This is a genomic window from Pseudomonas sp. R2-7-07 (genome assembly GCF_003852355.1).
Classification (GTDB): domain Bacteria; phylum Pseudomonadota; class Gammaproteobacteria; order Pseudomonadales; family Pseudomonadaceae; genus Aquipseudomonas.
The window spans coordinates 1,758,950-1,782,218 of the sequence record NZ_CP027759.1 but is presented as its reverse complement, the minus strand read 5'-3'; the positions used below and the strand labels follow the sequence as shown (position 1 = coordinate 1,782,218).

Annotated in this window: 17 protein-coding genes and 1 pseudogene; 6 read left to right on the top strand and 12 right to left on the bottom strand. The window is 60.7% G+C overall.

Annotation, left to right across the window (positions count from 1 at the left end):
• Positions 1 to 19: 19 nt before the first annotated feature.
• The 4 genes from C4J86_RS08125 to C4J86_RS08110 form a co-directional block, all read right to left on the bottom strand.
• Positions 20 to 256: a DUF1653 domain-containing protein gene (locus C4J86_RS08125; RefSeq protein WP_124361794.1), complete on the bottom strand. Its 237-nt coding sequence runs from the start codon at positions 254 to 256 to the stop codon at positions 20 to 22.
• A 95-nt stretch (positions 257 to 351) separates the two neighbouring features.
• Positions 352 to 1,527, bottom strand: a complete 1,176-nt coding sequence (gene fadA, locus C4J86_RS08120) for an acetyl-CoA C-acyltransferase FadA (protein WP_124361793.1) — start codon at positions 1,525 to 1,527, stop codon at positions 352 to 354.
• Between the two features lie 29 nt (positions 1,528 to 1,556).
• A complete protein-coding gene (gene fadB / locus C4J86_RS08115; RefSeq protein ID WP_124370032.1) occupies positions 1,557 to 3,704 on the bottom strand; it encodes a fatty acid oxidation complex subunit alpha FadB in 2,148 nt (715 codons plus the stop codon).
• 472 nt (positions 3,705 to 4,176) lie between these two features.
• Positions 4,177 to 4,614, bottom strand: coding sequence for a hypothetical protein (locus C4J86_RS08110; RefSeq protein ID WP_124370031.1), 438 nt, complete (start codon positions 4,612 to 4,614; stop codon positions 4,177 to 4,179).
• Between the two features lie 105 nt (positions 4,615 to 4,719).
• Between C4J86_RS08110 and C4J86_RS08105 the strand changes: the two genes are divergently transcribed.
• Entirely contained in the window at positions 4,720 to 5,160 is a 441-nt protein-coding gene (locus tag C4J86_RS08105) for a universal stress protein (RefSeq protein WP_104502144.1), read from the top strand.
• Positions 5,161 to 5,339: 179 nt separating this feature from the next.
• Here the strand turns inward: C4J86_RS08105 and C4J86_RS08100 are convergent, their stop codons facing one another.
• Complete coding sequence (locus C4J86_RS08100) at positions 5,340 to 7,259, bottom strand: ATP-binding cassette domain-containing protein (protein ID WP_124366265.1); 1,920 nt, start codon at positions 7,257 to 7,259, stop codon at positions 5,340 to 5,342.
• A gap of 213 nt (positions 7,260 to 7,472) precedes the next feature.
• On the opposite strand from C4J86_RS08100, the gene C4J86_RS08095 reads away from it, so the two are divergent.
• Complete coding sequence (locus C4J86_RS08095) at positions 7,473 to 9,401, top strand: transglycosylase SLT domain-containing protein (protein WP_124370030.1); 1,929 nt, start codon at positions 7,473 to 7,475, stop codon at positions 9,399 to 9,401.
• A gap of 78 nt (positions 9,402 to 9,479) precedes the next feature.
• Here C4J86_RS08095 and C4J86_RS08090 read toward each other — a convergent pair.
• Both C4J86_RS08090 and C4J86_RS08085 read right to left on the bottom strand, forming a co-directional pair.
• Positions 9,480 to 10,235: pseudogene (locus C4J86_RS08090) on the bottom strand (Fic family protein); the annotation flags it as partial.
• Positions 10,236 to 10,298: 63 nt separating this feature from the next.
• Positions 10,299 to 12,065, bottom strand: a complete 1,767-nt coding sequence (locus tag C4J86_RS08085) for an ABC transporter transmembrane domain-containing protein (RefSeq protein ID WP_124370028.1) — start codon at positions 12,063 to 12,065, stop codon at positions 10,299 to 10,301.
• Between the two features lie 245 nt (positions 12,066 to 12,310).
• On the opposite strand from C4J86_RS08085, the gene C4J86_RS26825 reads away from it, so the two are divergent.
• Complete coding sequence (locus C4J86_RS26825) at positions 12,311 to 12,484, top strand: PA1571 family protein (RefSeq protein WP_164485237.1); 174 nt, start codon at positions 12,311 to 12,313, stop codon at positions 12,482 to 12,484.
• Positions 12,485 to 12,538: 54 nt separating this feature from the next.
• Here the strand turns inward: C4J86_RS26825 and pdxB are convergent, their stop codons facing one another.
• Positions 12,539 to 13,681 carry a 4-phosphoerythronate dehydrogenase PdxB gene (gene pdxB, locus C4J86_RS08080; protein WP_124370027.1) on the bottom strand — a complete coding sequence of 381 codons (1,143 nt, stop codon included), beginning with the start codon at positions 13,679 to 13,681 and terminating at the stop codon, positions 12,539 to 12,541.
• A gap of 258 nt (positions 13,682 to 13,939) precedes the next feature.
• On the opposite strand from pdxB, the gene C4J86_RS08075 reads away from it, so the two are divergent.
• Entirely contained in the window at positions 13,940 to 15,343 is a 1,404-nt protein-coding gene (locus tag C4J86_RS08075; RefSeq protein ID WP_124370026.1) for an MATE family efflux transporter, read from the top strand.
• 107 nt (positions 15,344 to 15,450) lie between these two features.
• Here C4J86_RS08075 and tusA read toward each other — a convergent pair whose 3' ends face one another.
• Together tusA and rlmM are read right to left on the bottom strand one after the other, a co-directional pair.
• The gene (gene tusA, locus C4J86_RS08070) at positions 15,451 to 15,696 is read right to left on the bottom strand and encodes a sulfurtransferase TusA (RefSeq protein WP_124370025.1); all 246 of its coding nucleotides are present in this window, start codon (positions 15,694 to 15,696) and stop codon (positions 15,451 to 15,453) included.
• A gap of 21 nt (positions 15,697 to 15,717) precedes the next feature.
• Positions 15,718 to 16,794, bottom strand: coding sequence for a 23S rRNA (cytidine(2498)-2'-O)-methyltransferase RlmM (gene rlmM / locus C4J86_RS08065; RefSeq protein WP_124366258.1), 1,077 nt, complete (start codon positions 16,792 to 16,794; stop codon positions 15,718 to 15,720).
• A 191-nt stretch (positions 16,795 to 16,985) separates the two neighbouring features.
• Between rlmM and acnA the strand changes: the two genes are divergently transcribed.
• On the top strand, positions 16,986 to 19,727 hold the full coding sequence (acnA, locus tag C4J86_RS08060) for an aconitate hydratase AcnA (protein ID WP_124370024.1): 2,742 nt from the start codon (positions 16,986 to 16,988) through the stop codon (positions 19,725 to 19,727).
• Positions 19,728 to 19,852: 125 nt separating this feature from the next.
• On the opposite strand, the gene C4J86_RS08055 is transcribed toward acnA, so the two are convergent.
• The gene (locus tag C4J86_RS08055) at positions 19,853 to 20,788 is read right to left on the bottom strand and encodes an aspartyl/asparaginyl beta-hydroxylase domain-containing protein (RefSeq protein ID WP_124370023.1); all 936 of its coding nucleotides are present in this window, start codon (positions 20,786 to 20,788) and stop codon (positions 19,853 to 19,855) included.
• A 248-nt stretch (positions 20,789 to 21,036) separates the two neighbouring features.
• A complete protein-coding gene (gene cysK / locus C4J86_RS08050; protein ID WP_124361781.1) occupies positions 21,037 to 22,011 on the bottom strand; it encodes a cysteine synthase A in 975 nt (324 codons plus the stop codon).
• A gap of 126 nt (positions 22,012 to 22,137) precedes the next feature.
• On the opposite strand from cysK, the gene C4J86_RS08045 reads away from it, so the two are divergent.
• Entirely contained in the window at positions 22,138 to 23,214 is a 1,077-nt protein-coding gene (locus tag C4J86_RS08045) for a DUF748 domain-containing protein (protein ID WP_124366254.1), read from the top strand.
• Positions 23,215 to 23,269: the final 55 nt, after the last annotated feature.

Sequence of the window (23,269 nt, the reverse complement as noted above, 5' to 3'; positions counted from 1 at the left end):
CATTTTGCGCGACCCGCCGTTATTGCCCTTTAAAAAGACTGGGTTCGGCCTGGACCAAAGCAAAGCGCGGGACCTGCTCGCCGTCAACCTCGACGGTCTCCAGGAACATGCTCAATGGGCGCACCCAAAAGCCGTAATCGCCATACAGTGCTTGGTAGAACACCATTTCTTCTTCGGTCTCGGAGTGCTGCGCCACGCTGAAAACGCGGTACTGCGGCCCCTTGTAATGCTGGTAGAGCCCGGGTTCGACTTTCATGCTCTGGCCCTCTTACAAAATTTATTGAAAAAAAATTAAAAATTCCAAAAAACAAAAGCCGGGGCACTGGGCCCCGGCTTCCGTCAACCCAACGCTTAGACGCGTTCGAAGACGGTGGTAATGCCTTGGCCGAGACCAATGCACATGGTTGCAACCCCAAGGTTACCGCCATTTTGCTTCATCACGTTCAGCAATGTGCCGGAGATGCGGGCACCGGAGCAACCGAATGGGTGGCCCAGGGCAATCGCGCCGCCGTGCAGGTTAACCTTCTCATTCATCTTGTCGAGTACTTTCAAATCTTTCAGCACTGGCAGGGCCTGTGCGGCGAAAGCTTCGTTGAGCTCGAAGAAGTCGATATCGGAGATGGTCAGGCCCGCGCGCTTCAAGGCTTTTTGTGTGGCCGGTACTGGACCATAGCCCATGATCGCAGGGTCCACACCCGCCACGGCCATCGAGCGGATCACCGCCAGCGGCTGGATTCCCAGGTCCTGGGCACGTTGCGCCGACATCACGATCATGCACGAAGCACCGTCGGTGATTTGCGACGACGTGCCGGCAGTCACGGTGCCACCCTTGGGATTGAACGCCGGCTTGAGCGCCGCCAGGCTTTCCAGGGTGGTGTCCGGACGAATGGTTTCGTCGTAGTCGAACAGTTTCAGGAAACCGTTCTCGTCGTAGCCGTTCATCGGGATGATTTCATCCTTGAACTTGCCTTCCACGGTCGCCTTGTGGGCGAGCTGGTGGGAGCGCAGGCCGAACGCGTCCTGGGCTTCGCGGGTAATGCCGTGCATCTTGCCGAGCATTTCTGCGGTCAGGCCCATCATGCCCGAGGCTTTCGCCGCATACAGCGACATGTGCGGGTTAGGGTCGACGCCGTGCATCATGCTGACGTGGCCCATGTGCTCCACGCCGCCGACCACGAACACATCACCGTTACCGGTCATGATCGCCTGGGCGGCAGTGTGCAGCGCGCTCATCGACGAACCGCACAGGCGGCTCACGGTCTGGCCGGCCGCGGTGTGGGGGATCTGGGTCATCAAGGAGGCCATGCGCGCGATGTTCCAGCCCTGCTCCAGGGTCTGGTTGACGCAGCCCCAGATCACATCTTCGACTTCGTTAGGGTCAACCTTGACGTTGCGTTCCAGCAGCTTGCTGATCAGGTGCGCCGACATGTCTTCGGCACGGGTGTTGCGGTGCATGCCGCCCTTGGAGCGGCCCATCGGCGTACGACCGAAGTCGACGATCACGACGTCTCTTGGATTCAAGCTCATAAATATTCTCGCTCTAGTCGATTGGGCGCTTAACCGAAGAAGCTCTGGCCATTCTTGGCCATTTCACGCAGCTTCGCGGTCGGGTGGTACAGCGGGCCCAGATCAGCGTATTTGTCAGCCAGGGCAACGAACTCGGCCACACCGATCGAGTCGATGTAACGCAGCGCACCACCACGGAACGGAGGGAAACCAATCCCGTACACCAGGCCCATATCGGCTTCGGCGGCGGTCTCGACGATGCCGTCTTCCAGGCAACGTACGGTTTCCAGGCACAGGGCGATCATCATCCAGTTGATGATGTCCTCATCGGACACCTCACGCTGCTCGTAGATGACAGGTGCGAGTACTTCGTGCACCGACGGGTCGGCCACTTTCTTCTGCTTGCCCTTCTTGTCGGCCTCGTAGGCGTAGAAGCCCTTGCCGTTCTTCTGGCCCAGGCGCTTGGCTTCGTAGAGTGCGTCGATCGCCGAGCGGCGGTCGTCTTTCATACGGTCCGGGAAGCCTTCAGCCATGACGTCGCGACCGTGGTGGCCGGTGTCGATGCCGACCACGTCCATCAGGTACGCAGGGCCCATTGGCCAGCCGAATTTTTCCATGACCTTGTCGATGCGCACGAAGTCCACACCGGCGCTGACCAGTTTGGCGAAACCGCCAAAGTACGGGAACAGCACGCGGTTGACCAAAAAGCCCGGGCAGTCATTGACCACGATCGGGTTCTTGCCCATTTTCTTGGCGTAGGCAACGGTGGTGGCAATGGCCAGCTCGCTGGACTTCTCGCCACGGATCACTTCCACCAGCGGCATCATGTGCACCGGGTTGAAGAAGTGCATGCCGACGAAGTTTTCCGGACGCTTGAGGGCCTTGGCCAGCAAGCTGATGGAAATGGTCGAAGTGTTGGAAGCCAGGATGGTATCGTCTTTGACCTGGGCTTCGACTTCAGCCAATACCGCCTGCTTGACCTTCGGGTTCTCGACAACGGCTTCGACGACCAGGTCGACGTGGCCGAAATCGCCGTAGGACAGCGTAGGACGAATGCCGTTAAGCACTTCAGCCATTTTCGCAGCGGTCATACGACCTTTATCGACGCGGCCCACCAGCAGTTTGGCGGCTTCCGCCAGGCCCTGCTCGATGCCGTGCTCGTTGATGTCTTTCATCAGGATCGGCGTGCCTTTGGACGCCGACTGGTAAGCGATACCGCCGCCCATGATACCGGCGCCCAGTACGGCGGCCTGTTTCACGTCCTTGGCGATTTCGTCGTAGGCCTTGGCCTTTTTCTTCAGTTCCTGATCGTTCAGGAACAAGCCGATCAGGCTCTGTGCAGCCGAGGTTTTCGCCAGTTTGACGAAGCCTGCCGCTTCCACTTCCAGGGCTTTGTCGCGACCGAAGTTCGCGGCCTTCTGGATGGTCTTGATCGCTTCGACCGGTGCCGGGTAATTCGGGCCGGCTTGGCCTGCCACGAAACCTTTGGCGGTTTCGAACGACATCATTTGTTCGATGGCGTTGAGCTTGAGCTTTTCCAGCTTCGGCTGACGCTTGGCCTTGTAGTCGAATTCGCCGCTGATGGCGCCTTTGATCAGGTTCAGCGCGGCTTCGGCCAGTTTGTCCGGGGCAACCACGGCATCGACGGCACCGACTTTCAGCGCGTCTTCAGCACGGTTTTCCTTGCCGGCGGCAATCCATTCGATGGCGTTGTCGGCACCGATCAGGCGCGGCAGGCGCACGGTGCCGCCAAAGCCCGGGTAGATGCCCAGCTTGACTTCAGGCAGACCGATCTTGGCGGTAGCGGACATGACACGAAAGTCTGCCGCGAGGCACATTTCCAGGCCGCCGCCCAGGGCGATACCGTTGATCGCAGCAACGGTGGGTACGTTGAGGTCTTCGAAATCGCTGAAAATCTTGTTGGCTTCGAGGTTGCCAGCCACCAGCTCGGCATCGGGCAGCTTGAAGTTGTCGACGAATTCGGTGATGTCAGCGCCGACGATGAACACGTCCTTGCCGCTGGAGACGATCACGCCCTTGACCGAAGCATCTGCTTTGATGGTGTCTACGGCCTGACGCAGTTCGTTCAGGGTTAGACGGTTGAACTTGTTGACGGACTCACCCTTGAGGTCGAATTTCAATTCGACGATGCCACTTTCAAGAGCCTTAACCGTGATGGCTTTACCTTCGTAAATCATCAACTGATCTCCACGATATGGAAGCTGAACAGTACACACCGGACGCTGGCCTCTGGTTGGACATTGACAGCTGCATCAATGCTCACGCCAATCCGCCAGGCACACCCGCCAGTGCGATAGTCGGGGTTATGTCAGAGTCGCCTGTAGGACAAACGCTCAATTCATACGCCCGTTTGATTTGGGTACGCCACCTTCATCCAATTCCGAGCAATTGTCAATCGCTCCAAAGGCTAGGAAAAATGCGACTTTCCAGTCATTTCAGAACCTCGGCCACCCGCTCGCTACCCGTCAATATTGGAATATTCACAGGATCAATAATAGAAAGTTGTCGGAAAAGGCTGTACGCACTGGGATATGCGGCTAGGCTAGCTGCAACCCAAATGCCTCAAATGAAGTTACCGGCCTGCCTGGCCAACTCCAGCCCGATGATATGTCGGGCTTTTTATTGCCTGTTTTGTAGGAGCGCGCGGCGTCAGGCCAATGCCTTGAGCAGCGCATCAATATCCTTCAACACGCTCGCCTCGCCCTTCTCGCCCCAATACAAGGCGATCATTTGCTTGTCGGCCTCGATCTTGTACACGTTGGCCGGCAGCGTCGAAAAATACGGCAACAACCTTTCATCCACGCAGACCTCGCGCCATTGATTGACCCACACCCCCGGCTCCAACTGCCAGTAACTCCAGAGGGCCGGCGTGCTGCCGCGTCGTGGCCGGCAATACTGCGCGCAGGGACTCGGCGGCTCTTGCTTGAGCCAGTGCGGCCACTCCTGGGGCGCCAGTTGCATGGCCAGCCCGATGCGACGCGCCTCCATGCGCAGGGCCATGCGCCCGCTCTGATGGCGCGACGGGCGCAGCCATGCCAGAGGGCTCAGGACCACCACAAGGATTGACACCACTATCCAGACCGTCATATGTGTACTCCCGAATTTCTAGATGAGCGGATTTGACCTGACGCAACCGCATCCGCTTGAAAGCAGCCATACTGAACTTATTGCAGTCCCCTGGAGGAACGCCCCATGCCCTACACACATATTCTGGTCGCCGTCGACCTGACCGAAGAGTGCGATCCAGTGATCAAGCGCGCGCAGGAATCTGCATTGGCCAATGGCGCCATACTGTCGTTGGTGCATATCGTCGAGCCCATGGCCATGGCCTTTGGCGGTGACGTGCCGATGGACCTTTCCCAGTTGCAGCAACAACAATTTGACCAGGCCAAGGAGCGCCTGGATCGTTTGATTCTCAAATACCCGCACCTGAAAAAGGAAGACTGCCACCTGACATACGGCCAACCGCGCCAGGAAATCCACCACTTGGCAAAGGAAAAGGCTTGCGACTTGATCGTGGTGGGTAGCCATGGTCGTCACGGTTTGGCGTTGTTGCTGGGTTCTACTGCCAATGATGTACTGCACGGTGCACCGTGCGATGTATTGGCGGTGAAGCTGGTAAAAAATACTTAAGTACGCTGGAACCCAATGTGGGAGGGGGCTTGCTCCCGATAGCAGTCTGTCAGTTGATACATCTGGTGACTGATACACCGCTATCGGGAGCAAGCCCCCTCCCACATGTTGATCGCATTTCATATAAAAAAGCCCGGCGCTCATAAGAGCGCCGGGCTTTTTGATTGTGCGACGGTCACTCAGCCATCCAGTTCGGCCCAACGCTCAACCAGCACTTCCAGCTCCTGATTCAGTTTCTCCAGGGAAGCAATAACCTCGGCAGTCTCTGCCGCCGGACGCTGGTAGAAACCCGCGTCAGCCATTTGTGCTTCCACCGCGGCGATCTGTTGTTCCTTGGCGTCGATATCGCCCGGCAACGCTTCCAGCTCGCGCTGCAGCTTGTAGCTGAGTTTTTTCTTCGCAGAGGGTGCAGCTTCCGGTGCCGGAGCAGCAGCGGTCACGGGCGCGACGACTGCGGAGGTCAAGTCGGCCTTGCCGGACTTGCTCTCGGTTACGCCCAGCAGGCGCGGCGAGCCGCCCTGACGCAGCCAGTCCTGATAACCACCGACGTACTCGCGCACCTTGCCTTCGCCTTCGAAGACCAGGGTACTGGTGACCACGTTGTCGAGGAATGCCCGGTCGTGGCTGACCATCAGTACGGTGCCGTTGAAGGTCAGCAAGACCTCTTCCAGCAGTTCGAGGGTTTCCACGTCGAGGTCGTTGGTCGGTTCGTCGAGCACCAGCAGGTTCGCCGGTTTGCTGAACAGCTTGGCCAGCAGCAGGCGCGCACGCTCGCCACCGGACAGGGCTTTCACCGGTGTACGTGCACGTTGCGGGCTGAACAGGAAGTCGCCCAGATAGCTGAGCACGTGGCGGCTCTGGCCGTCGATGTCGATAAAGTCGCGGCCTTCGGCAACGTTGTCGATCACGGTTTTTTCCAGGTCCAACTGGTGGCGCAGCTGATCGAAGTAGGCCACGTCGATGCGCGTGCCCTCTTCCACCGTGCCGTTGGTCGGCTGCAGACCGCCGAGCATCAGCTTGAGCAAGGTGGTCTTGCCGGTACCGTTGGCGCCCAGCAGGCCGATACGGTCACCGCGCGCCAGGACCATGGAGAAGTCCTTGATCAGGAACGGGCCGTCCGGATGATGGAAGCTGACGTTCTCCAGCACCATCACCTGCTTGCCCGACTTGTCGGCGGTATCGAGCTGGATATTGGCCTTGCCGGTGCGTTCACGACGTTCGCTGCGCTCAACCCGCAGCGCTTTCAACGCGCGCACGCGGCCTTCGTTACGGGTGCGGCGCGCCTTGATACCCTGGCGGATCCAGACTTCTTCCTGGGCCAGTTTCTTGTCGAACAGGGCGTTGGCGGTCTCTTCAGCCGAGAGTGCAGCTTCCTTGTGCACCAGGAAGCTGGCGTAGTCGCCGTTCCAGTCGATCAGGCCACCGCGGTCCAGTTCCAGGATGCGCGTAGCCAGGTTCTGCAGGAAGGACCGGTCGTGCGTGATGAACAGCACGGCGCCCTGGAAATCCTTGAGGGCTTCTTCGAGCCAGGCGATAGCGCCGATGTCCAGGTGGTTGGTCGGTTCGTCGAGCAGCAGCAGATCCGGCTCGGACACCAACGCCTGGGCCAGCAGCACGCGACGACGCCAGCCACCGGACAATTGGGCGAGGGTCTTGTCGGCGGGCAATTGCAGGCGGCTCAGGGTGCTGTCCACCAGTTGCTGCAGGCGCCAGCCGTCACGGGCTTCGAGGTCTTGCTGGACGTGCATCAGCTTGTCCAGGTCGGCTTCGGTGACGCAGTTCTGCGCCAGGTGATGGTATTGCGCAAGCAATTCGCCGACGCCGTCCAGGCCTTCGGCAACCACGTCGAACACTGTCCGCTCGTCGGCTACCGGCAATTCCTGCGGCAATTCGCCGATCTTGAGGCCTGGGGCACGCCAGACAGAGCCTTCATCGGGCTTCTGGTCGCCTTTTACCAGCTTCATCATGCTGGACTTGCCGGTGCCGTTGCGGCCGATGATGCACACCCGCTCACCACGGGCGATCTGCCAGGACACCTTGTCCAACAACGGCATAGCGCCGAAAGCAAGGGACACATCGCTGAATTTGAGCAGGGTCATACACTTCTCCAAAAACTGGGCGCGCATTCTACCTGAGTTGAGGGTGGGATGCGGCCAGCATTTTCGCTGCCGACACGTTCTGCAGGACATTTGCCGCGAACTTGAACCAACCGGCCGGCAAAGCTTTCGCCGGCCGCTGGCAAAAGGCTAAGCTAGGGGCAATCAGTGTCGGCGGTGCCGGTGCTAGTCGTGATTTCTCTGCACGGACGTCTCATGCGCAGTCGCCTTTTCAACTTTTTATCCTGCCTGCTTCTCTCCGCCACCGCCGTTCAATCTGCCCAGGCCGTGGACCTCACCACCCAACGTCAATATTACGATGAAGCCAAACGCGCCCTGGCCAAGGGTGACAGCGGCCCGTACATGCAATACAGCCAGGCCCTGGCCGACTACCCGCTGACGCCGTACCTGGCCTATGACGAACTGACCGCGCGTCTTAAAACCGCGAGCAACCAGGAAATCGAACAGTTCCTCGCCAAAAATGGCGACCTGCCCCAGGCCAACTGGATGAAGCTGCGCTGGTTACGCTGGCTGGCCGAACGGGGTGACTGGCAGACCTTTGAAAAGTACTACGATGCCAAGCTCAATTTCGTCGAGCTGGACTGCCTGCATGGCCAGTTCCAACTGACCCACAACCTCAAGGCCGAAGGCTACAAGACCACCGAAAAGTTGTGGATGACCGGTAAAACCCAACCGGCGGCCTGTGATGCGACCTTTGGCCAGTGGGCAGCAGACGGACAGTTGACCGAACAAAAAATCTGGGACCGCGGCAAGCTCGCCGCCGAAGCGCGCAACTACGCGCTGGCCAACAGCCTGGTGAAAACCCTGCCAACGCTCGGCGCACAAGGCCGCCTGATGATCGACGTGGCGCAAAAGCCCGATATGCTCAGCGACCCGTCGCGCTTTCTGCCGGCCACCGAGGCCATGTCTGACGCCGTAGGCCTGGGCCTGCGTCGCCTCGCACGCCAGGACCCGGACAAGGCCATGGCCCTGCTGGACGGCTACGCCAGCAGCATGCACTTCTCCCGTGACGAAAAAGTCTCGATTGCCCGGGAAATCGGCCTGACCCTGGCACGCCGGTACGATCCTCGCGCATTGGATGTGATGACCAAGTACGACCCGGAGCTGCGCGACAACACTGTCTCCGAATGGCGCCTGCGCCTGCTGTTGCGCCTGGCGCGCTGGGAAGATGCGTACCAGTTGACCCGCAAGCTGCCGCAGGATCTGGCCACCACCAACCGCTGGCGCTACTGGCAGGCACGCAGCCTGGAATTGGCCGAACCGAAAAACCCGCAGGCGTTGGTGCTGTATAAAAACGTGGCCAAGGAACGCGACTTCTACGGTTTCCTCGCCGCGGACCGTTCCAAGACCCCTTACCAGTTGAACAACAAGCCGCTGGTGATGAGCCAGGCGCTGGTCAATAAAGTGCGCAATACCCCAGGCGTGCGCCGGGCCCTGGAGTTCTACGCCCGTGGCCAGATCGTCGATGGCCGCCGCGAGTGGTACCACGTCAGCCGTCACTTCAACCGTGACGAGATGGTCGCGCAGGCGAAGCTGGCCTACGACATGAAGTGGTACTTCCCGGCGATCCGCACGATCAGCCAGGCGCAGTATTGGGACGACCTGGACATCCGCTTCCCGATGGCCCACCGCGACACCCTGGTGCGCGAAGCCAAGGTGCGCGGCCTGCATTCAAGCTGGGTGTTCGCGATTACCCGCCAGGAAAGCGCCTTCATGGACGACGCCCGCTCCGGCGTCGGCGCCAGCGGCTTGATGCAGCTGATGCCCGGTACGGCCAAGGAAACCGCGCGCAAGTTCAGCATTCCCCTGGCCTCCCCGGCCCAGGTACTGGACCCGGACAAAAACATCCAGCTCGGCGCCGCCTACCTGAGCCAGGTGCACAGCCAATTCAACGGCAATCGCGTGCTCGCCTCCGCCGCCTACAACGCCGGCCCCGGCCGCGTGCGTCAATGGCTACGCGGTGCGGATCACCTGAGTTTCGACGTGTGGGTGGAAAGCATCCCGTTCGACGAGACCCGTCAGTATGTGCAGAACGTGCTGTCTTATTCGGTGATCTACGGGCAGAAGCTCAACTCACCGCAGCCGTTGGTGGATTGGCATGAGCGGTATTTTGATGATCAGTAAGGGAGGGAGCTTCAAGCGCTAAGTTTGAAGCGACAAGAAAATGCCCGCGCTATGCGGGCATTTTTTATGAAGTTGTTACACCGCCTCGGCCAACGCCAGATTCAGGGCTTGCAACATGAACTCTACAAAAGGTGTCGCTTCTGCCTGCTGATCCGCCGCCGAAAGCGCCGCATAGTAGGCATCCTGCTGATCCCGGATGACTGCTTCCACTGGCAGGTAAGCCAGCACCGGGCGCCACTGGCTGAGTATCAACGTTTGCCAGAGCCGCCCCATGCGGCCATTACCGTCTGCAAATGGGTGGATGAACTCGAACTCATAATGGAATACGCAACTGGCGATCAAAGGGTGCCAATCTGAAACTGACTGCCATTGCAGCAAGTCATCAATGAGGTGCGCCACGCGGCTCGCAGGCGGCGCCATATGCACCAGTTGTTCGCCACGATAAATGCCGACGCCTGATTGGCGAAGCCGTCCGGCATCGTCTATCAGTCCGAACATCAGCAGTTCGTGGGCTTTCAGCAGATCGGCACGATCGCTCGGCGTCCATTGCGGCATCGCCTCATAGGCTGCAAACGCGTTGCGCACTTCCTGGATTTCCCGTGGCAGCCCCAATACCCGCTTCCCCTCCAGGACAGCGGTGACCTGCTCGATGCTGAGCGTATTGTTCTCGATGGCGAGCGAAGCCTGAATGGTGCGAATCCTGTTATCGCGCCTCAACTGAGGCGTCTGGCGGCTATCGTCACCGACTGAGAGCTGGCCGATTTGCTCACTGATATCGGCCACCAGGGCCAGCATCTTTGTCGTCAGCGTCAACGGAGGTTGATAACGGCTCATATCCTCATCCAGATCATTATCGAAAAACCACATGATGCCCTAAGGCGTAGCCATACCGCAGCTTCATTGCACTTCCATACCCTCACTGAACTGCAACGCCGCCAACCGCGCATACAGCGGATTGCTCGCAATCAACTGCTGATGCGTGCCCACGGCTACCAGCTTGCCCTGGTCCATCACCGCGATCCGGTCGGCGTTTTTCACCGTGGCCAGGCGGTGCGCAATCACCAGGGTGGTGCGGCCCTGCATCAATTGCGGCAGGGCTTGTTGGATCAGGTGTTCGCTCTGGGCATCGAGGGCGCTGGTGGCTTCGTCCAGCAGCAGGATGGGTGCGTCTACCAGCAACGCGCGGGCGATGGCCAGGCGTTGCCGCTGCCCCCCGGAGAGGCCCAGGCCACCGTCGCCGAGGTGGGTCTGGTAGCCATCGGGCATTTGCAGGATGAAGTCATGGGCATGGGCGATGCGGGCTGCGGCTTCGACCTGCTCGCGGGTGGCCGTCGGGTTACCGTAGCGGATGTTGTCTTCGATGCTGCCAAAAAACAGCGCCGGGCTTTGGGATACCAGCGCGAAGTGGCGGCGCAGGTCCAGCGGGTCGAGTGCGGTCAGCGGCTGCCCTTCGAGCAGGATGCGGCCCTGCTGGGGGTCGTAGAAGCGCAGCAGCAAGTCGAAGAGCGTCGATTTGCCTGCGCCGGAAGGCCCCACCAAGGCGAGGGTTTCGCCAGGGTTGACGCTCAGGTTCAGGCCGTCGATGGCGTAGCTGTCTGGCCGTGACGGGTAGGAAAAGCGCAGATCTTGCAGCTCCATGCGCCCGCTGACCCGTTCCGGCAGCCGTACGCCACCGCTGGCCGGCGCCTGGATGTCGTTGCTCGACTGCAACAGTTCGCCAATCCGCTCCGCCGCACCGGCGGCCCGCTGCAGCTCGCCAAGCACTTCACTCAAGGTGCCGACAGCGCTGCCGACGATCAGGCTGTAAAACACGAACGCCGCCAGCTCACCGCCGGAAATGCGCCCGCTGATCACGTCCATCCCGCCGACCCACAACATCACGCCCACGGCACCGAGCACCAGCATGATCACCAGGGTAATCAGCCAGGAACGTTGCAGGATGCGTTTGCGGGCGGTGGTGAACGCCTCTTCAACGGTCAGGGCGAAACGCTGCTCGTCCTGGGCCTGATGGTTATAGGCCTGCACGGTCTTGATCTGGCCCAGGGTCTCGGACACATAGCTGCCGACATCGGCGATGCGGTCCTGGCTCTGCCGCGACAGGCTGCGCACACGCCGGCCAAAGATCAGGATCGGCGCCAGCACCAGTGGCAACGCCACCACGACAATGCTGGTGAGCTTGGGGTTGGTGATGAACAACAACACGATACCGCCGATGACCATCAGGGCATTGCGCAGGAACAGCGACAGCGATGAGCCGATCACCGATTGCAGCAGCGTGGTGTCGGTGGTCAGGCGTGACTGGATTTCCGAGCTGCGGTTGTTCTCGTAAAAGCCCGGATGCAGATAGATCAGGTGGTTGAACACCTGCCGGCGAATATCCGCCACCACCCGCTCGCCGATCCACGACACCAGGTAAAAGCGCGTGAACGTGCCCACCGCCAGGCCCACTACCAGCACCATGAACAGCGCGATGGACTGGTTGAGCAGGTGCGGTGACTGGGTCATGAAACCCTGGTCGACCAGCAGGCGGATACCCTGCCCCATGGACAAGGTGATGCCAGCGGTAACGATCAGCGCCAGCAGGGCACCCAGCGCCTGCCAGCGGTAGGGCGCAATGAAGCGGCTGGCCAGGCGAATCGCGCGGCGTTGTCGGACTGAGAACATTTAGGGCTTCACCAATGAGGAGACTATTGATCAACATTGGGGGAACTTGGGCAAATAGCAATGAGTCAGGTTAATTATGCCCGCCGATGGAAGCCGCTAGAGGCTATCGGTCTAAGACTGATCTGGAAATATGTGCCGGTTTCTGGTGGACTGGGTGTTCGAACCGATGGTCGTGTATGGAGTTGTAATAGCTCGGTCACGCGGGGGAATTAAAGTAGGTACACAACCTGATGAGGAGACAGGCCATGACCTTGCAAAACAGCAGCGATGCCAAAATCGAAGTGATCCGCCAACCGCAGGAGCTGCCTTGCTCGTACATCGATGCCAAGGGCCGCGAAGTGCAGATTACCGAAGAAATGATCCAGCAAGCCTGCAGCGAACTGGAACAGCGCCTGGTCAAGCCTGCACAGCAAGGCTGAAGCGCCGACGCTCTTGCAAACCCGGCCCAGGTGGCCGGGTTTTTTATTGGGTGTTTAAACGCAGACCGCGCCCAGTGCGGTCACGATGTTCGACAACACGGCCGACTCACCGTTGATGCGCACCTTCAAGCCGTCAATCTCACGACGCTCCGGGTAATGCTTGCGCAACAGGTCGAATGCCTTGCGCTGCTCTTCTACCGTTCCTACCAGGCTGCGACGCAAATCCGCATCGTCCCGGCGTGGGTCGTACACACTGCGGCACAAGGTCGCCAGCGCCCAGGCCGGGTCGGTCGACGCGTTCAAGTGCACCTCGGCCAGCCACGGTTGCGGCAGCAGGTCGCGCAAATGAATGCTCGGTTCCTGGCCCAGGTGCGCACAGAACGCCTGGTAGATCTGCGCCGTGCCGCGCTGCTTGCCGTCGAGGCTGTAGCCGGCGATATGCGGCGTAGCCAGCACGCACAGGTCAGCCAGGTCGGCATCCACTTGCGGCTCGCCTTCCCACACGTCCAGCACGGCTTGCAGGTCTTCGCGCTCCAGCAACACATCGCGCAGCGCGGCGTTGTCCACCACCGCGCCCCGGCTGGCGTTGATCAGCCAGGTGCCGGGCTTGAGCTGCGCAAGGCGCTGGCGATCGAACAGATGCCAGGTGGAACCATTGCCGGACTTGGTCAGCGGCGTGTGCAGGCTGATGACATCGCACTGCTCGATGATCTGCTGCAGGCTCACGTAATCGCCGTCTTCGGCGATCTGCCGTGGCGGATCACACACCAGCACGTTCCAGCCCAGGCCCTTGAGCACCTGGACCAGCCGCCCGCCGACCTCGCCGGCGCCAACGATGCCGTAGGTGCGCCGGCTGAGGTCGGCGCCTTCGATTTCAGCCAGGGTCTGCAAGCTGCCCAGCACATAATCCACCACGCCCCGGGCATTACAGCCGGGTGCGCTGGACCACTGGATACCGGCCTGCCTGAAGTAATCGAGGTCCAGATGATCGGTGCCGATGGTGCAGGTGCCGACAAACCCCACCTTCGTGCCCTCGAGCAAGGTCCGGTTGACGTTGGTCACCGAACGTACCAGCAGCACATCGGCCTGCTCGACCGTGGCGCGGTCAATGGAACGGCCGGGCACGCGGCGAATCTCGCCAAACCCCTGGAAGAATGCATCGAGCAGCGGAATATTTTCGTCGGCAACAATCAGCATGGCAGGCTCCTTTGGCGGATCAGCAGTGTACAGCCTTGTGAGGATCCCATGTGGGAGGGGGCTTGCTCCCGATGGCGGTGGGTCAGTTGATGCATCTGTGATGAACCACCGCTATCGGGAGCAAGCCCCCTCCCACAGGGGTTACAAGGTGCCTGCGAGACCGCATTACAAATCAGCAACACAGGTTTTTTCCTGACCGTTGCGTCAAAGCGTAGAATCCGCCGTCCTTGCGACTGCCTTTTTATTGGACACCTGTACGTGAACACTGCCACCGCTACCCTCACCCGCCCCGCCCGTATCAGCCGGGAAGTGCGCGACCTGCTGACGCTGGCGCTGCCGATCATCATCGGCCAACTGGCAACCACCGCGATGAGCTTTGTCGATGCGGTGATGGCCGGACGTGTCAGCCCCCAGGATCTGGCGGCGGTTGGCCTGGGTAACTCGATCTGGATCCCGGTCTACCTGTTGATGACCGGCACCCTGCTGGCCACCACGCCGAAAGTCGCGCAGCGCTACGGCGCAGGCAAGTACAACGAAATCGGGCCATTGGTGCGCCAGTCACTGTGGCTGGCCGTGGTGGTCGGCATCGCGGGTGCGCTGCTGCTGCTGTGCGCCGAGCCGGTGTTGCATGCGATGAAGGTCGAGCCGGCCCTGATCGAGCCGTCCATGGGCTACCTGCATGGCATCGCCGCCGGCATGCCGGCCATTGCGCTGTATTACGTGTTTCGCTGCTTCAGCGACGGCATGGGCCGTACGCGGCCGAGCATGGTCATGGGCTTGTGCGGGTTGGCACTGAACATTCCGCTGAACTACATCTTCATCTACGGCCATCTCGGCCTGCCGGCCATGGGCGGCGTAGGCTGCGGCTGGGCCACGGCGATTGCGATGTGGGTGATGATGCTCGGCCTGGCCGGGTGGACCCGCTGGGGCCCGGCCTATCAAAGCAGCGAATTGTTCAAGCGCTTCGACTGGCCACAATGGGCGGTGATCAAGCGTGTATTAGGGATCGGCCTGCCGATTGGCGTGGCGATCTTTGCCGAGTCGAGCATCTTCGCGGTGATCGCCCTGCTGCTGGGCAGCCTGGGGGCTACCGTGGTGTCCGGCCATCAGATCGCGCTGAATGTCAGTTCCCTGGTGTTCATGATCCCCTACTCCCTGAGCATGGCCGTCACCGTGCGCGTCGGCCAGGCCCTGGGCCGTGGCGAACCGCGTGAAGCCCGCTTCGCCGCCGGCGTTGGCATGGGCACCGCATTGGCCTATGCCTGCCTGTCCTGCAGCCTGATGCTGGTATTTCGCGAGCAGATTGCGGCGATCTACACCCCCGACCCGGTGGTCATCCATCTGGCATCGATGCTGATCGTGTTCTCGGCGTTGTTCCAGTTCTCCGACTCGATCCAGGTGACCGCTGCCGGCGCGCTGCGCGGCTATCAGGACACCCGGGTCACCATGCTGCTGACCCTGTTCGCCTACTGGGGCGTGGGCTTGCCGGTCGGTTACGCCCTGGGGCTGACCGACTGGTTGGGCGAACCCAGCGGCCCAAGCGGCTTGTGGCAAGGCCTGATCGTCGGCCTGAGCTGCGCGGCAGGCATGTTGCTGGTGCGCCTGGCGCGCAGTGCACGCCGACGCATCCACGCCGACAAGGCGCTCACGCGCGCCCTGTAGGAGCGAGCTTGCTCGCGAAAAACGCTAACGATAACGCAGCGCTTCTGGTTTAACGCGGCGCTCTCAGGTTTTTCGCGAGCAAGCTCGCTCCTACAAGGGTTCGGCGGTCAATCGGCTTTCTTGCGGATCCAGTAAAGGTACGTGCCGGCGTCTTCCTGTTGACTGACAAGTTCATGGTCGAGGAACACGCAAAATTTGGGAATATCGCGGCGGGTCGACGGGTCGGTCGCGATCACCTTGAGCAGGCCGCCCGCAGGCAGGTCGCGGATGTGCTGGTGCAGCATCATCACCGGCTCCGGGCAATTGAGGCCGGTGGCGTCGAGGGTGCCATCGACGGGTAAATCAACGCTCATAGTTCACTCCTGACAGTGAGATCAGTGCTTTCTCGATTTCTTGACGTCCACCAGCCGGCGCAGATGGCAGGTGACTTCTTCGCGGTCGTGGTACAGCTGCTTGCAGCCGATCTCCACCCGAATGCCGCGTGCCTTGAAGCCGTCTTCGATGCGCTCCAGCAAACGCTTCACTTCGGCATACCGCTGCTTCATCGGCAGCTTGAGGTTGACCACCGCCTCGCGGCAATACCCCTCGCCGATCCAGGTTTCCAGCAATGCCGCGTTGCGCGCCGGCTTCTCGACAATATCGCAGACCATCCAGTCCACCGGCTGCTTGGGCACGAAGGTAAAGCCATCGGCCATCAAATGCTGCACCAGGCCGGTGTCCATCAGGCTTTCAGCCATGGGGCCGTTGTCGATGGCGGTCACCAGCATGCCCCGGTTGACCAACTGCCACGTCCAGCCACCGGGGGCCGCGCCGAGGTCGACACCGGTCATGTCGCCATGCAGGCGCTCGTCCCACTGCTCGCGAGGAATAAAGTGGTGCCACGCCTCTTCCAGCTTCAAGGTCGAGCGGCTTGGGGCTTCACGCGGGAACTTCAAACGCGGGATACCCATCGGCCACATCGCTGAATTGTTCGATTCGGCCAGGCCCATGAACACTTCGCGGCCGCTCTTGAACGTCAGCAGCAGGCGCGGCTTGCTCGGGTCGTCCACCAGCCTGCCGGCGTTGAGCAAGGCTTTGCGCAGGTGAACCTCGAATTTCTTGCAGAAGTTCGACAGTTCCTTACCGTCGTTGGTATCGACCATCTCCAGCCACAGGCTGCCGCACACCGGGAATTCACGCAGGTGGGCGAGGATCACGCTGATGCGATCGGTTTCCGGCAGGTCGATGAATACCCCGCGCGCCCATTGCCTGGGGAAGATCAGCTCGGCGAAGCGCTGGCCGTGCATCAGGCGTTGCGCGCCGTCTTCTTCAGTGCAGACAAATTCGGCGCAAGCGCTGCCGGTCTTGGCCTTGGCATAGCCGGAAACGTTCAGGCGCGCGGCATGTTCCGCGATCTCGGAACAGACCTCGCCTTCAAAACCCGGGCGGCAGTGCATAAAAAGGGTGTTCAATTGAATCTCCTGGCAACGGGATTGCTCTATCGCAATACCTGTCATGAAAACGCGCGCATGATAGCCGAGTTCGGAACCTTGGACTTAAGCATAGAGTCCAGTTATTAGCCTGCTAATGAAAATCGCGCTAAGTTGAACGCTCTGTTCGTCCCGTCAGGTCCGTGGCCGTGCGGATCAAAAGGAGTCATGTAATGTCATCCCTTGATAGCCTGAGAACCCTTAAAACCCTGCAAATAGACAGCAAGACCTACCACTACTTCAGCCTGCCCGAAGCCGCCAAGAGCCTGGGTGACCTGGACAAGCTGCCGATGTCGCTCAAAGTGCTGCTGGAAAACCTGCTGCGCTGGGAAGACGCCAAGACCGTCACCGGCACCGACCTCAAGGCCATCGCCGCCTGGCTCAAGGAACGCCGGTCCGACCGTGAGATCCAGTACCGCCCCGCCCGCGTGCTGATGCAGGACTTCACCGGCGTGCCCGCCGTGGTCGACCTGGCCGCCATGCGCGCCGCTGTGGCCAAGGCCGGGGGCGACCCGCAGCGCATCAACCCGCTGTCGCCGGTCGACCTGGTGATCGACCACTCGGTGATGGTCGACAAATTCGGCAACGCCGACGCCTTTGAGCAAAACGTCGACATCGAAATGCAGCGCAACGGCGAACGTTACGCCTTCCTGCGCTGGGGCCAGAGCGCCTTTGACAACTTCAGCGTGGTGCCGCCGGGCACCGGCATCTGCCACCAGGTCAACCTGGAATACCTCGGCCGCACCGTGTGGACCAAAGATGAAGACGGCCGCACCTACGCTTTCCCCGATACCCTGGTGGGCACCGATTCCCACACCACCATGATCAACGGCCTCGGCGTGCTCGGCTGGGGCGTGGGCGGGATCGAAGCGGAAGCGGCGATGCTCGGCCAGCCGGTGTCGATGCTGATCCCGGAAGTGATCGGCTTCAAGCTCACCGGCAAATTGAAAGAAGGCATCACCGCCACCGACCTGGTGCTGACGGTGACCCAGATGCTGCGCAAAAAAGGCGTGGTCGGTAAGTTCGTCGAATTCTATGGCGACGGCCTGGCCGATCTGCCCCTGGCCGACCGCGCCACCATTGCCAACATGGCGCCTGAATACGGCGCTACCTGCGGCTTTTTCCCGGTCGATGAGGTGACGCTGGACTACCTGCGCCTGTCCGGTCGCCCGGTGGAAACGGTCAAGCTGGTCGAGGCCTACACCAAGGCCCAGGGCCTGTGGCGCAACGCCGGCCAGGAGCCGATCTTCACCGACACCCTGGCCCTGGACATGGGCAGCGTCGAAGCCAGCCTCGCCGGGCCGAAACGCCCGCAGGACCGTGTCGCCCTGCCCAATGTCGGCCAGGCGTTCAGTGATTTCCTCGACCTGCAATTCAAACCCACCAGCAAGGAAGAAGGCCGTCTGGAAAGCGAAGGCGGTGGCGGCGTCGCCGTGGGCAATGCAGACCTGGTGGGCGAAGCCGATTACGAATACGAAGGCAACACCTATCGCCTGAAAAACGGTGCCGTGGTCATCGCGGCCATCACCTCCTGCACCAACACCTCCAACCCCAGCGTGATGATGGCGGCCGGGCTGGTGGCGAAGAAGGCCGTGGAAAAAGGCCTGACGCGCAAGCCATGGGTCAAGACCTCCCTGGCGCCGGGTTCGAAAGTGGTTACCGACTATTACAAGGCGGCCGGCCTCACCCACTACCTGGACACGCTCGGTTTCGACCTGGTGGGCTACGGCTGCACAACCTGCATCGGCAATTCCGGGCCGCTGCCCGAGCCGATCGAAAAAGCCATCCAGCAAGCCGACCTCACCGTCGCCTCGGTGTTGTCCGGCAACCGCAACTTCGAAGGCCGCGTGCACCCACTGGTGAAAACCAACTGGCTGGCCTCGCCGCCCTTGGTGGTGGCTTACGCGTTGGCGGGTACGGTGCGTATCGACATCAGCAGCGAGCCCCTGGGTAACGACCAGCAGGGCAATCCGGTGTACCTCAAGGACATCTGGCCCAGCAGCCAGGAAATCGCCGACGCGGTGGCTCAGGTCAGCACGGGCATGTTCCACAAGGAATACGCCGAGGTATTTGCCGGCGACGCACAATGGCAAGCGATTGAGGTGCCGCAGGCGGCGACTTATGTGTGGCAGAAGGATTCCACCTATATCCAGCATCCGCCGTTCTTCGACGATATCGCCGGGCCGCTGCCGGTGATCGAAGACATCAAGGGCGCCAACGTGCTGGCCCTGCTCGGCGACTCGGTGACCACCGACCACATCTCCCCTGCCGGCAACATCAAGACCGACAGCCCGGCCGGCCACTACCTGCGTGAGCAAGGCGTGGAACCACGGGACTTCAACTCCTACGGCTCACGCCGAGGCAACCATGAAGTGATGATGCGCGGCACCTTTGCCAATATCCGGATCCGCAATGAAATGCTCGGCGGTGAAGAAGGTGGCAATACGCTATATATCCCGACCGGCGAGAGAATGGCGATCTACGATGCTGCGATGAAATACCAGGCATCGGGCACACCGTTAGTGGTGATCGCCGGCCAGGAGTACGGCACCGGCTCGAGCCGCGATTGGGCGGCCAAGGGCACCAACCTGCTGGGCGTCAAGGCGGTGATCGCGGAAAGCTTCGAGCGAATCCACCGCTCCAACCTGGTGGGCATGGGCGTGCTGCCGTTGCAGTTCAAGCTGGACCAGAACCGCAAGTCGCTCAAGCTCACCGGCAAGGAGAAGATCGATATCCTCGGGCTGACGAATGCCGAGATCGAACCCCGGATGAACCTGACGTTGGTGATTACCCGGGAAGATGGCCGCAGCGAGAAGATCGAGGTGCTGTGCCGGATCGATACGCTTAACGAAGTGGAATACTTCAAGTCGGGTGGGATCTTGCACTATGTGCTGCGCCAGTTGATCGCTTCCTGAGCAACACTGCAAAACCAATGTGGGAGGGGGCTTGCTCCCGATGGCAGTGGGTCAGCTAAAGATAAGCTGACTGATACACCGCCATCGGGAGCAAGCCCCCTCCCACATTTTTGACCGCGCTCCGATCAGAACAACCACTTCCACAGCAATACCAGCACAACCACCGCCAACACCGGCCGCGCAATGCGGTAGGCCTTGGGATGCTTGCGCTTCCACTGCTTGACCTGGCCGCTGAACTTGTCGCTGAAGGTCTTGCTCCAGGCATACGCCTGGTTGATCCCACCCACGCGCTCGTCGTCGAGGTTCTGCGGCGCGGTGGCACGCCCCAGCTGCTTGCTGACCCAGCGGTTGACGCGGGTCATCAGGCGGTTGCTCAGCGGGCGTTCGATGTCGCAGAACAGGATCACACGGGTTTGATCGGTTTCGTTCTTGACCCAGTGCACATAGGTTTCGTCGAACATCACGTCTTCACCGTCGCGCCAGGCATAGACCTGGCCGTCGACGAAGATGCGGCAGTCGTCGGAATTCGGCGTGGACAGCCCCAGGTGATAGCGCAGGGAGCCGGCGAACGGGTCGCGGTGCGGGTTCAGGTGGCTGCCGCCCGGTAACAGCGCAAACATCGCGCCCTTGACGTTGGGGATACTGCTGACCAGCGCCACGGTTTTCGGGCACAGGGCCTCGGCCGATGGCAAGGGTTTGTCGTACCACTTGAGGTAGAAGCGCTTCCAGCCTTTCTTGAAGAACGAGCCGAAACCGGCATCGTTGTTCTTTTCGGCGGCGCGGATGTAGCCCTCGTCGAACAGGTGCATGGCCTCTTCGCGGATCACTTCCCAGTTGTCCTTGAGCACGTCCAGTTCCGGGAACTTGCTGCGGTCCAGGTAGGGCTTGGACGGTACTGCGGAAAACAGGTACATCAAGGCGTTATATGGGGCGAACAGCGCCGAATGGTTGACGAACTGGCGCAGCATCGGCAAACGGGCCTTGCCGCGCAGGTGCACATACAGCGTGCTGCCGATAAACAGCAGCAACACCGACAGTTTGGCGGCCAAAGAAAAGGTCATGCAGCAACTCCTGGAAATAAGCGCCTGGCCAACAGCAGACGTAACAGCCGGCCATGATAAACATTTGGGCCATTATGCAGAAGGCCTTGGCCAATCGGCTGACCTGAATCAACACCACGTCGCCCTCTAGTGTAGGAGCGAGCTTGCTCGCGAAAAACCTGAGAGCGCCGCGCTAAACCAGCAAACCCGCGTTATCGTTGGCGATTTCGCGAGCAAGAACTAGGCGTCCCCCTCGCTCCTACAAAGACTTAAGCCTGGTTTTCCTGCTCGGTAAACAGATCGCTGAACAACATGCTCGACAGGTAGCGCTCACCGGAGTCCGGCAGGATCACCACGATGGTCTTGCCCTGCATTTCCGGTTTTTCGGCCAAGCGCACCGCTGCCGCCATGGCCGCGCCACAGGAGATGCCGCACAAAATGCCTTCTTCCTGCATCAAGCGCAGGGCCATGGCCTTGGATTCTTCGTCGGTGACCAACTCCACGCGGTCGACCATCGACAGGTCGAGGTTTTTCGGCACAAAACCGGCGCCGATGCCCTGGATCTTATGCGGGCTGGGCTTGATCTCTTCGCCGGCCAACGCCTGGGTGATCACTGGCGACACGAGCGGCTCCACCGCCACTGACAGAATCGGCTTGCCCGCCGTGTGCTTGATATAGCGCGACACACCGGTGAGGGTGCCGCCCGTGCCCACGCCCGCCACCAGCACATCGACGGCGCCATCGGTGTCGTTCCAGATTTCCGGGCCGGTGGTTTTCTCGTGGATGGCAGGGTTTGCCGGGTTTTCAAACTGGCCGGGCATAAAGTAGGTGCCTGGGTCGGCGGCGACAATTTCTGCGGCTTTTTCAATCGCGCCTTTCATGCCCTTGGCCGGTTCGGTCAGCACCAGCTCGGCGCCGAGGGCCTTGAGCACTTTACGGCGCTCGATGCTCATGGACGCGGGCATGGTCAGCAGCAGTTTGTAGCCGCGTGCCGCCGCCACGAACGCCAGGCCGATCCCGGTATTGCCGGAGGTGGGCTCGACAATGGTCATGCCCGGCTTGAGTTTGCCGCTGCTTTCCGCGTCCCAGATCATGTTGGCGCCAATGCGGCACTTCACCGAGTAGCCTGGGTTGCGCCCCTCGATCTTGGCCAGGATGGTGACCCCGCGCGGTGCGATGCGGTTGATCTGCACCAGGGGCGTATTACCGATGGAGTGCGCGTTGTCTGCAAAGATGCGGCTCATGACGGATCCTATTTGGCAATGTCCAGAAAGGTCCCAAGGGTATGCCTCGTGCCACTAGGCGTCCAGTCGGAGGAACGTTGCGCCCCTTGCAACAGTCCATCACCTACGAGCAAGGAGGACTGCCCCATGAAACGTCGTTACAGCTGGCCGCTCTGGACCCTCGCCGGGCTGGTGCTGGTACTGGTTGCCGTGCACATCGCGCTGCCTTATCTGGTGCGCAACTACTTGAATGAAAGGCTCGCCAATATGGGCGACTACCGTGGCGAAATTGCCGATGTGGACCTGGCTTTATGGCGCGGCGCCTACCGGATCAATGGTCTGCAGATCGTCAAGGTCGACGGCAAGGTGCCAGTGCCGTTCATCAAGGCGCCGCTGATCGAGTTCGCAGTGAGCTGGCATTCGCTGTGGTACGACCATGCGGTGGTGGCCGAAGGGCATTTCGTACGGCCGGAGGTCAATTTCGTCGACGGTGGCGCCAACAAGCAGGCCTCCCAGACCGGTAAAGGCACCGACTGGCAGGAACAACTGCGCAAGCTGCTGCCGATCACCCTCAATGAAGTGCGCATCGAAGACGGCAAGATCTCGTTTCACAACTTCAGCTCCACGCCCAAGGTCAACCTCAATGCCACCGGGGTCAACGCCAGTTTCTACAACCTGACCAACGTGGTGGACGTCAAAGGCAAGCGCGATGCGCGTTTCGAGGGCAAGGCGCTGTTGCAAGGCCAGGCGCCCCTGGAGGCCAACGCCACCTTTGACCCGCTGAGCGATTTCGAAGAGTTCGAATTTCGCTTGCGCGCCCGCGACCTGCAGCTCAAGCGCATGAATGACTTTGCCTCGGCCTATGGCAAGTTCGACTTCAAGGCCGGCACCGGCGACGTGGTGATCGAAGCCCAGGCCGAAAAAGGCCAACTGAGCGGTTATATCAAGCCGCTGCTGCGCGATGTCGAGGTATTTGACTGGCAGCAGGACGTGGAAAACAAAGACAAGAACATCTTCCGCTCGATCTGGGAGGCTGTGGTCGGCGCCAGCGAGACGGTGTTGAAGAACCAGCGCAAAAACCAGTTCGCCACCCGCGTGGAGCTGAGCGGCAGCGTGCATCAACAAAACGTCAGTGCGTTTTCCGCGGTGATCGCGATTCTGCGCAACGGCTTCATCCAGGCGTTCAACGCGCGCTATGAACAACCCAAGCCAACGGCGGAGTGAGCCTGACCGGCCATTCAGAGACTGAATAGCCCGTCTGCGTTCACAGTCGCCGGGG

What these genes read in the sequence shown, in the direction of transcription:
- C4J86_RS08110 (WP_124370031.1), bottom strand. Translation starts at nt 4,614, where the DNA reads ATGACGGTCTGGATAGTGGTGTCAATCCTTGTGGTGGTCCTGAGCCCT.
- pdxB (WP_124370027.1), bottom strand. Translation starts at nt 13,681, where the DNA reads ATGCTGATTGTTGCCGACGAAAATATTCCGCTGCTCGATGCATTCTTC.
- C4J86_RS08095 (WP_124370030.1), top strand. Translation starts at nt 7,473, where the DNA reads ATGCGCAGTCGCCTTTTCAACTTTTTATCCTGCCTGCTTCTCTCCGCC.
- cysK (WP_124361781.1), bottom strand. Translation starts at nt 22,011, where the DNA reads ATGAGCCGCATCTTTGCAGACAACGCGCACTCCATCGGTAATACGCCC.
- C4J86_RS08105 (WP_104502144.1), top strand. Translation starts at nt 4,720, where the DNA reads ATGCCCTACACACATATTCTGGTCGCCGTCGACCTGACCGAAGAGTGC.
- C4J86_RS08055 (WP_124370023.1), bottom strand. Translation starts at nt 20,788, where the DNA reads ATGACCTTTTCTTTGGCCGCCAAACTGTCGGTGTTGCTGCTGTTTATC.
- fadB (WP_124370032.1), bottom strand. Translation starts at nt 3,704, where the DNA reads ATGATTTACGAAGGTAAAGCCATCACGGTTAAGGCTCTTGAAAGTGGC.
- C4J86_RS08045 (WP_124366254.1), top strand. Translation starts at nt 22,138, where the DNA reads ATGAAACGTCGTTACAGCTGGCCGCTCTGGACCCTCGCCGGGCTGGTG.
- tusA (WP_124370025.1), bottom strand. Translation starts at nt 15,696, where the DNA reads ATGAGCGTTGATTTACCCGTCGATGGCACCCTCGACGCCACCGGCCTC.
- acnA (WP_124370024.1), top strand. Translation starts at nt 16,986, where the DNA reads ATGTCATCCCTTGATAGCCTGAGAACCCTTAAAACCCTGCAAATAGAC.
- fadA (WP_124361793.1), bottom strand. Translation starts at nt 1,527, where the DNA reads ATGAGCTTGAATCCAAGAGACGTCGTGATCGTCGACTTCGGTCGTACG.
- C4J86_RS08100 (WP_124366265.1), bottom strand. Translation starts at nt 7,259, where the DNA reads ATGACCCTGCTCAAATTCAGCGATGTGTCCCTTGCTTTCGGCGCTATG.
- C4J86_RS08125 (WP_124361794.1), bottom strand. Translation starts at nt 256, where the DNA reads ATGAAAGTCGAACCCGGGCTCTACCAGCATTACAAGGGGCCGCAGTAC.
- C4J86_RS08085 (WP_124370028.1), bottom strand. Translation starts at nt 12,065, where the DNA reads ATGTTCTCAGTCCGACAACGCCGCGCGATTCGCCTGGCCAGCCGCTTC.
- C4J86_RS26825 (WP_164485237.1), top strand. Translation starts at nt 12,311, where the DNA reads ATGACCTTGCAAAACAGCAGCGATGCCAAAATCGAAGTGATCCGCCAA.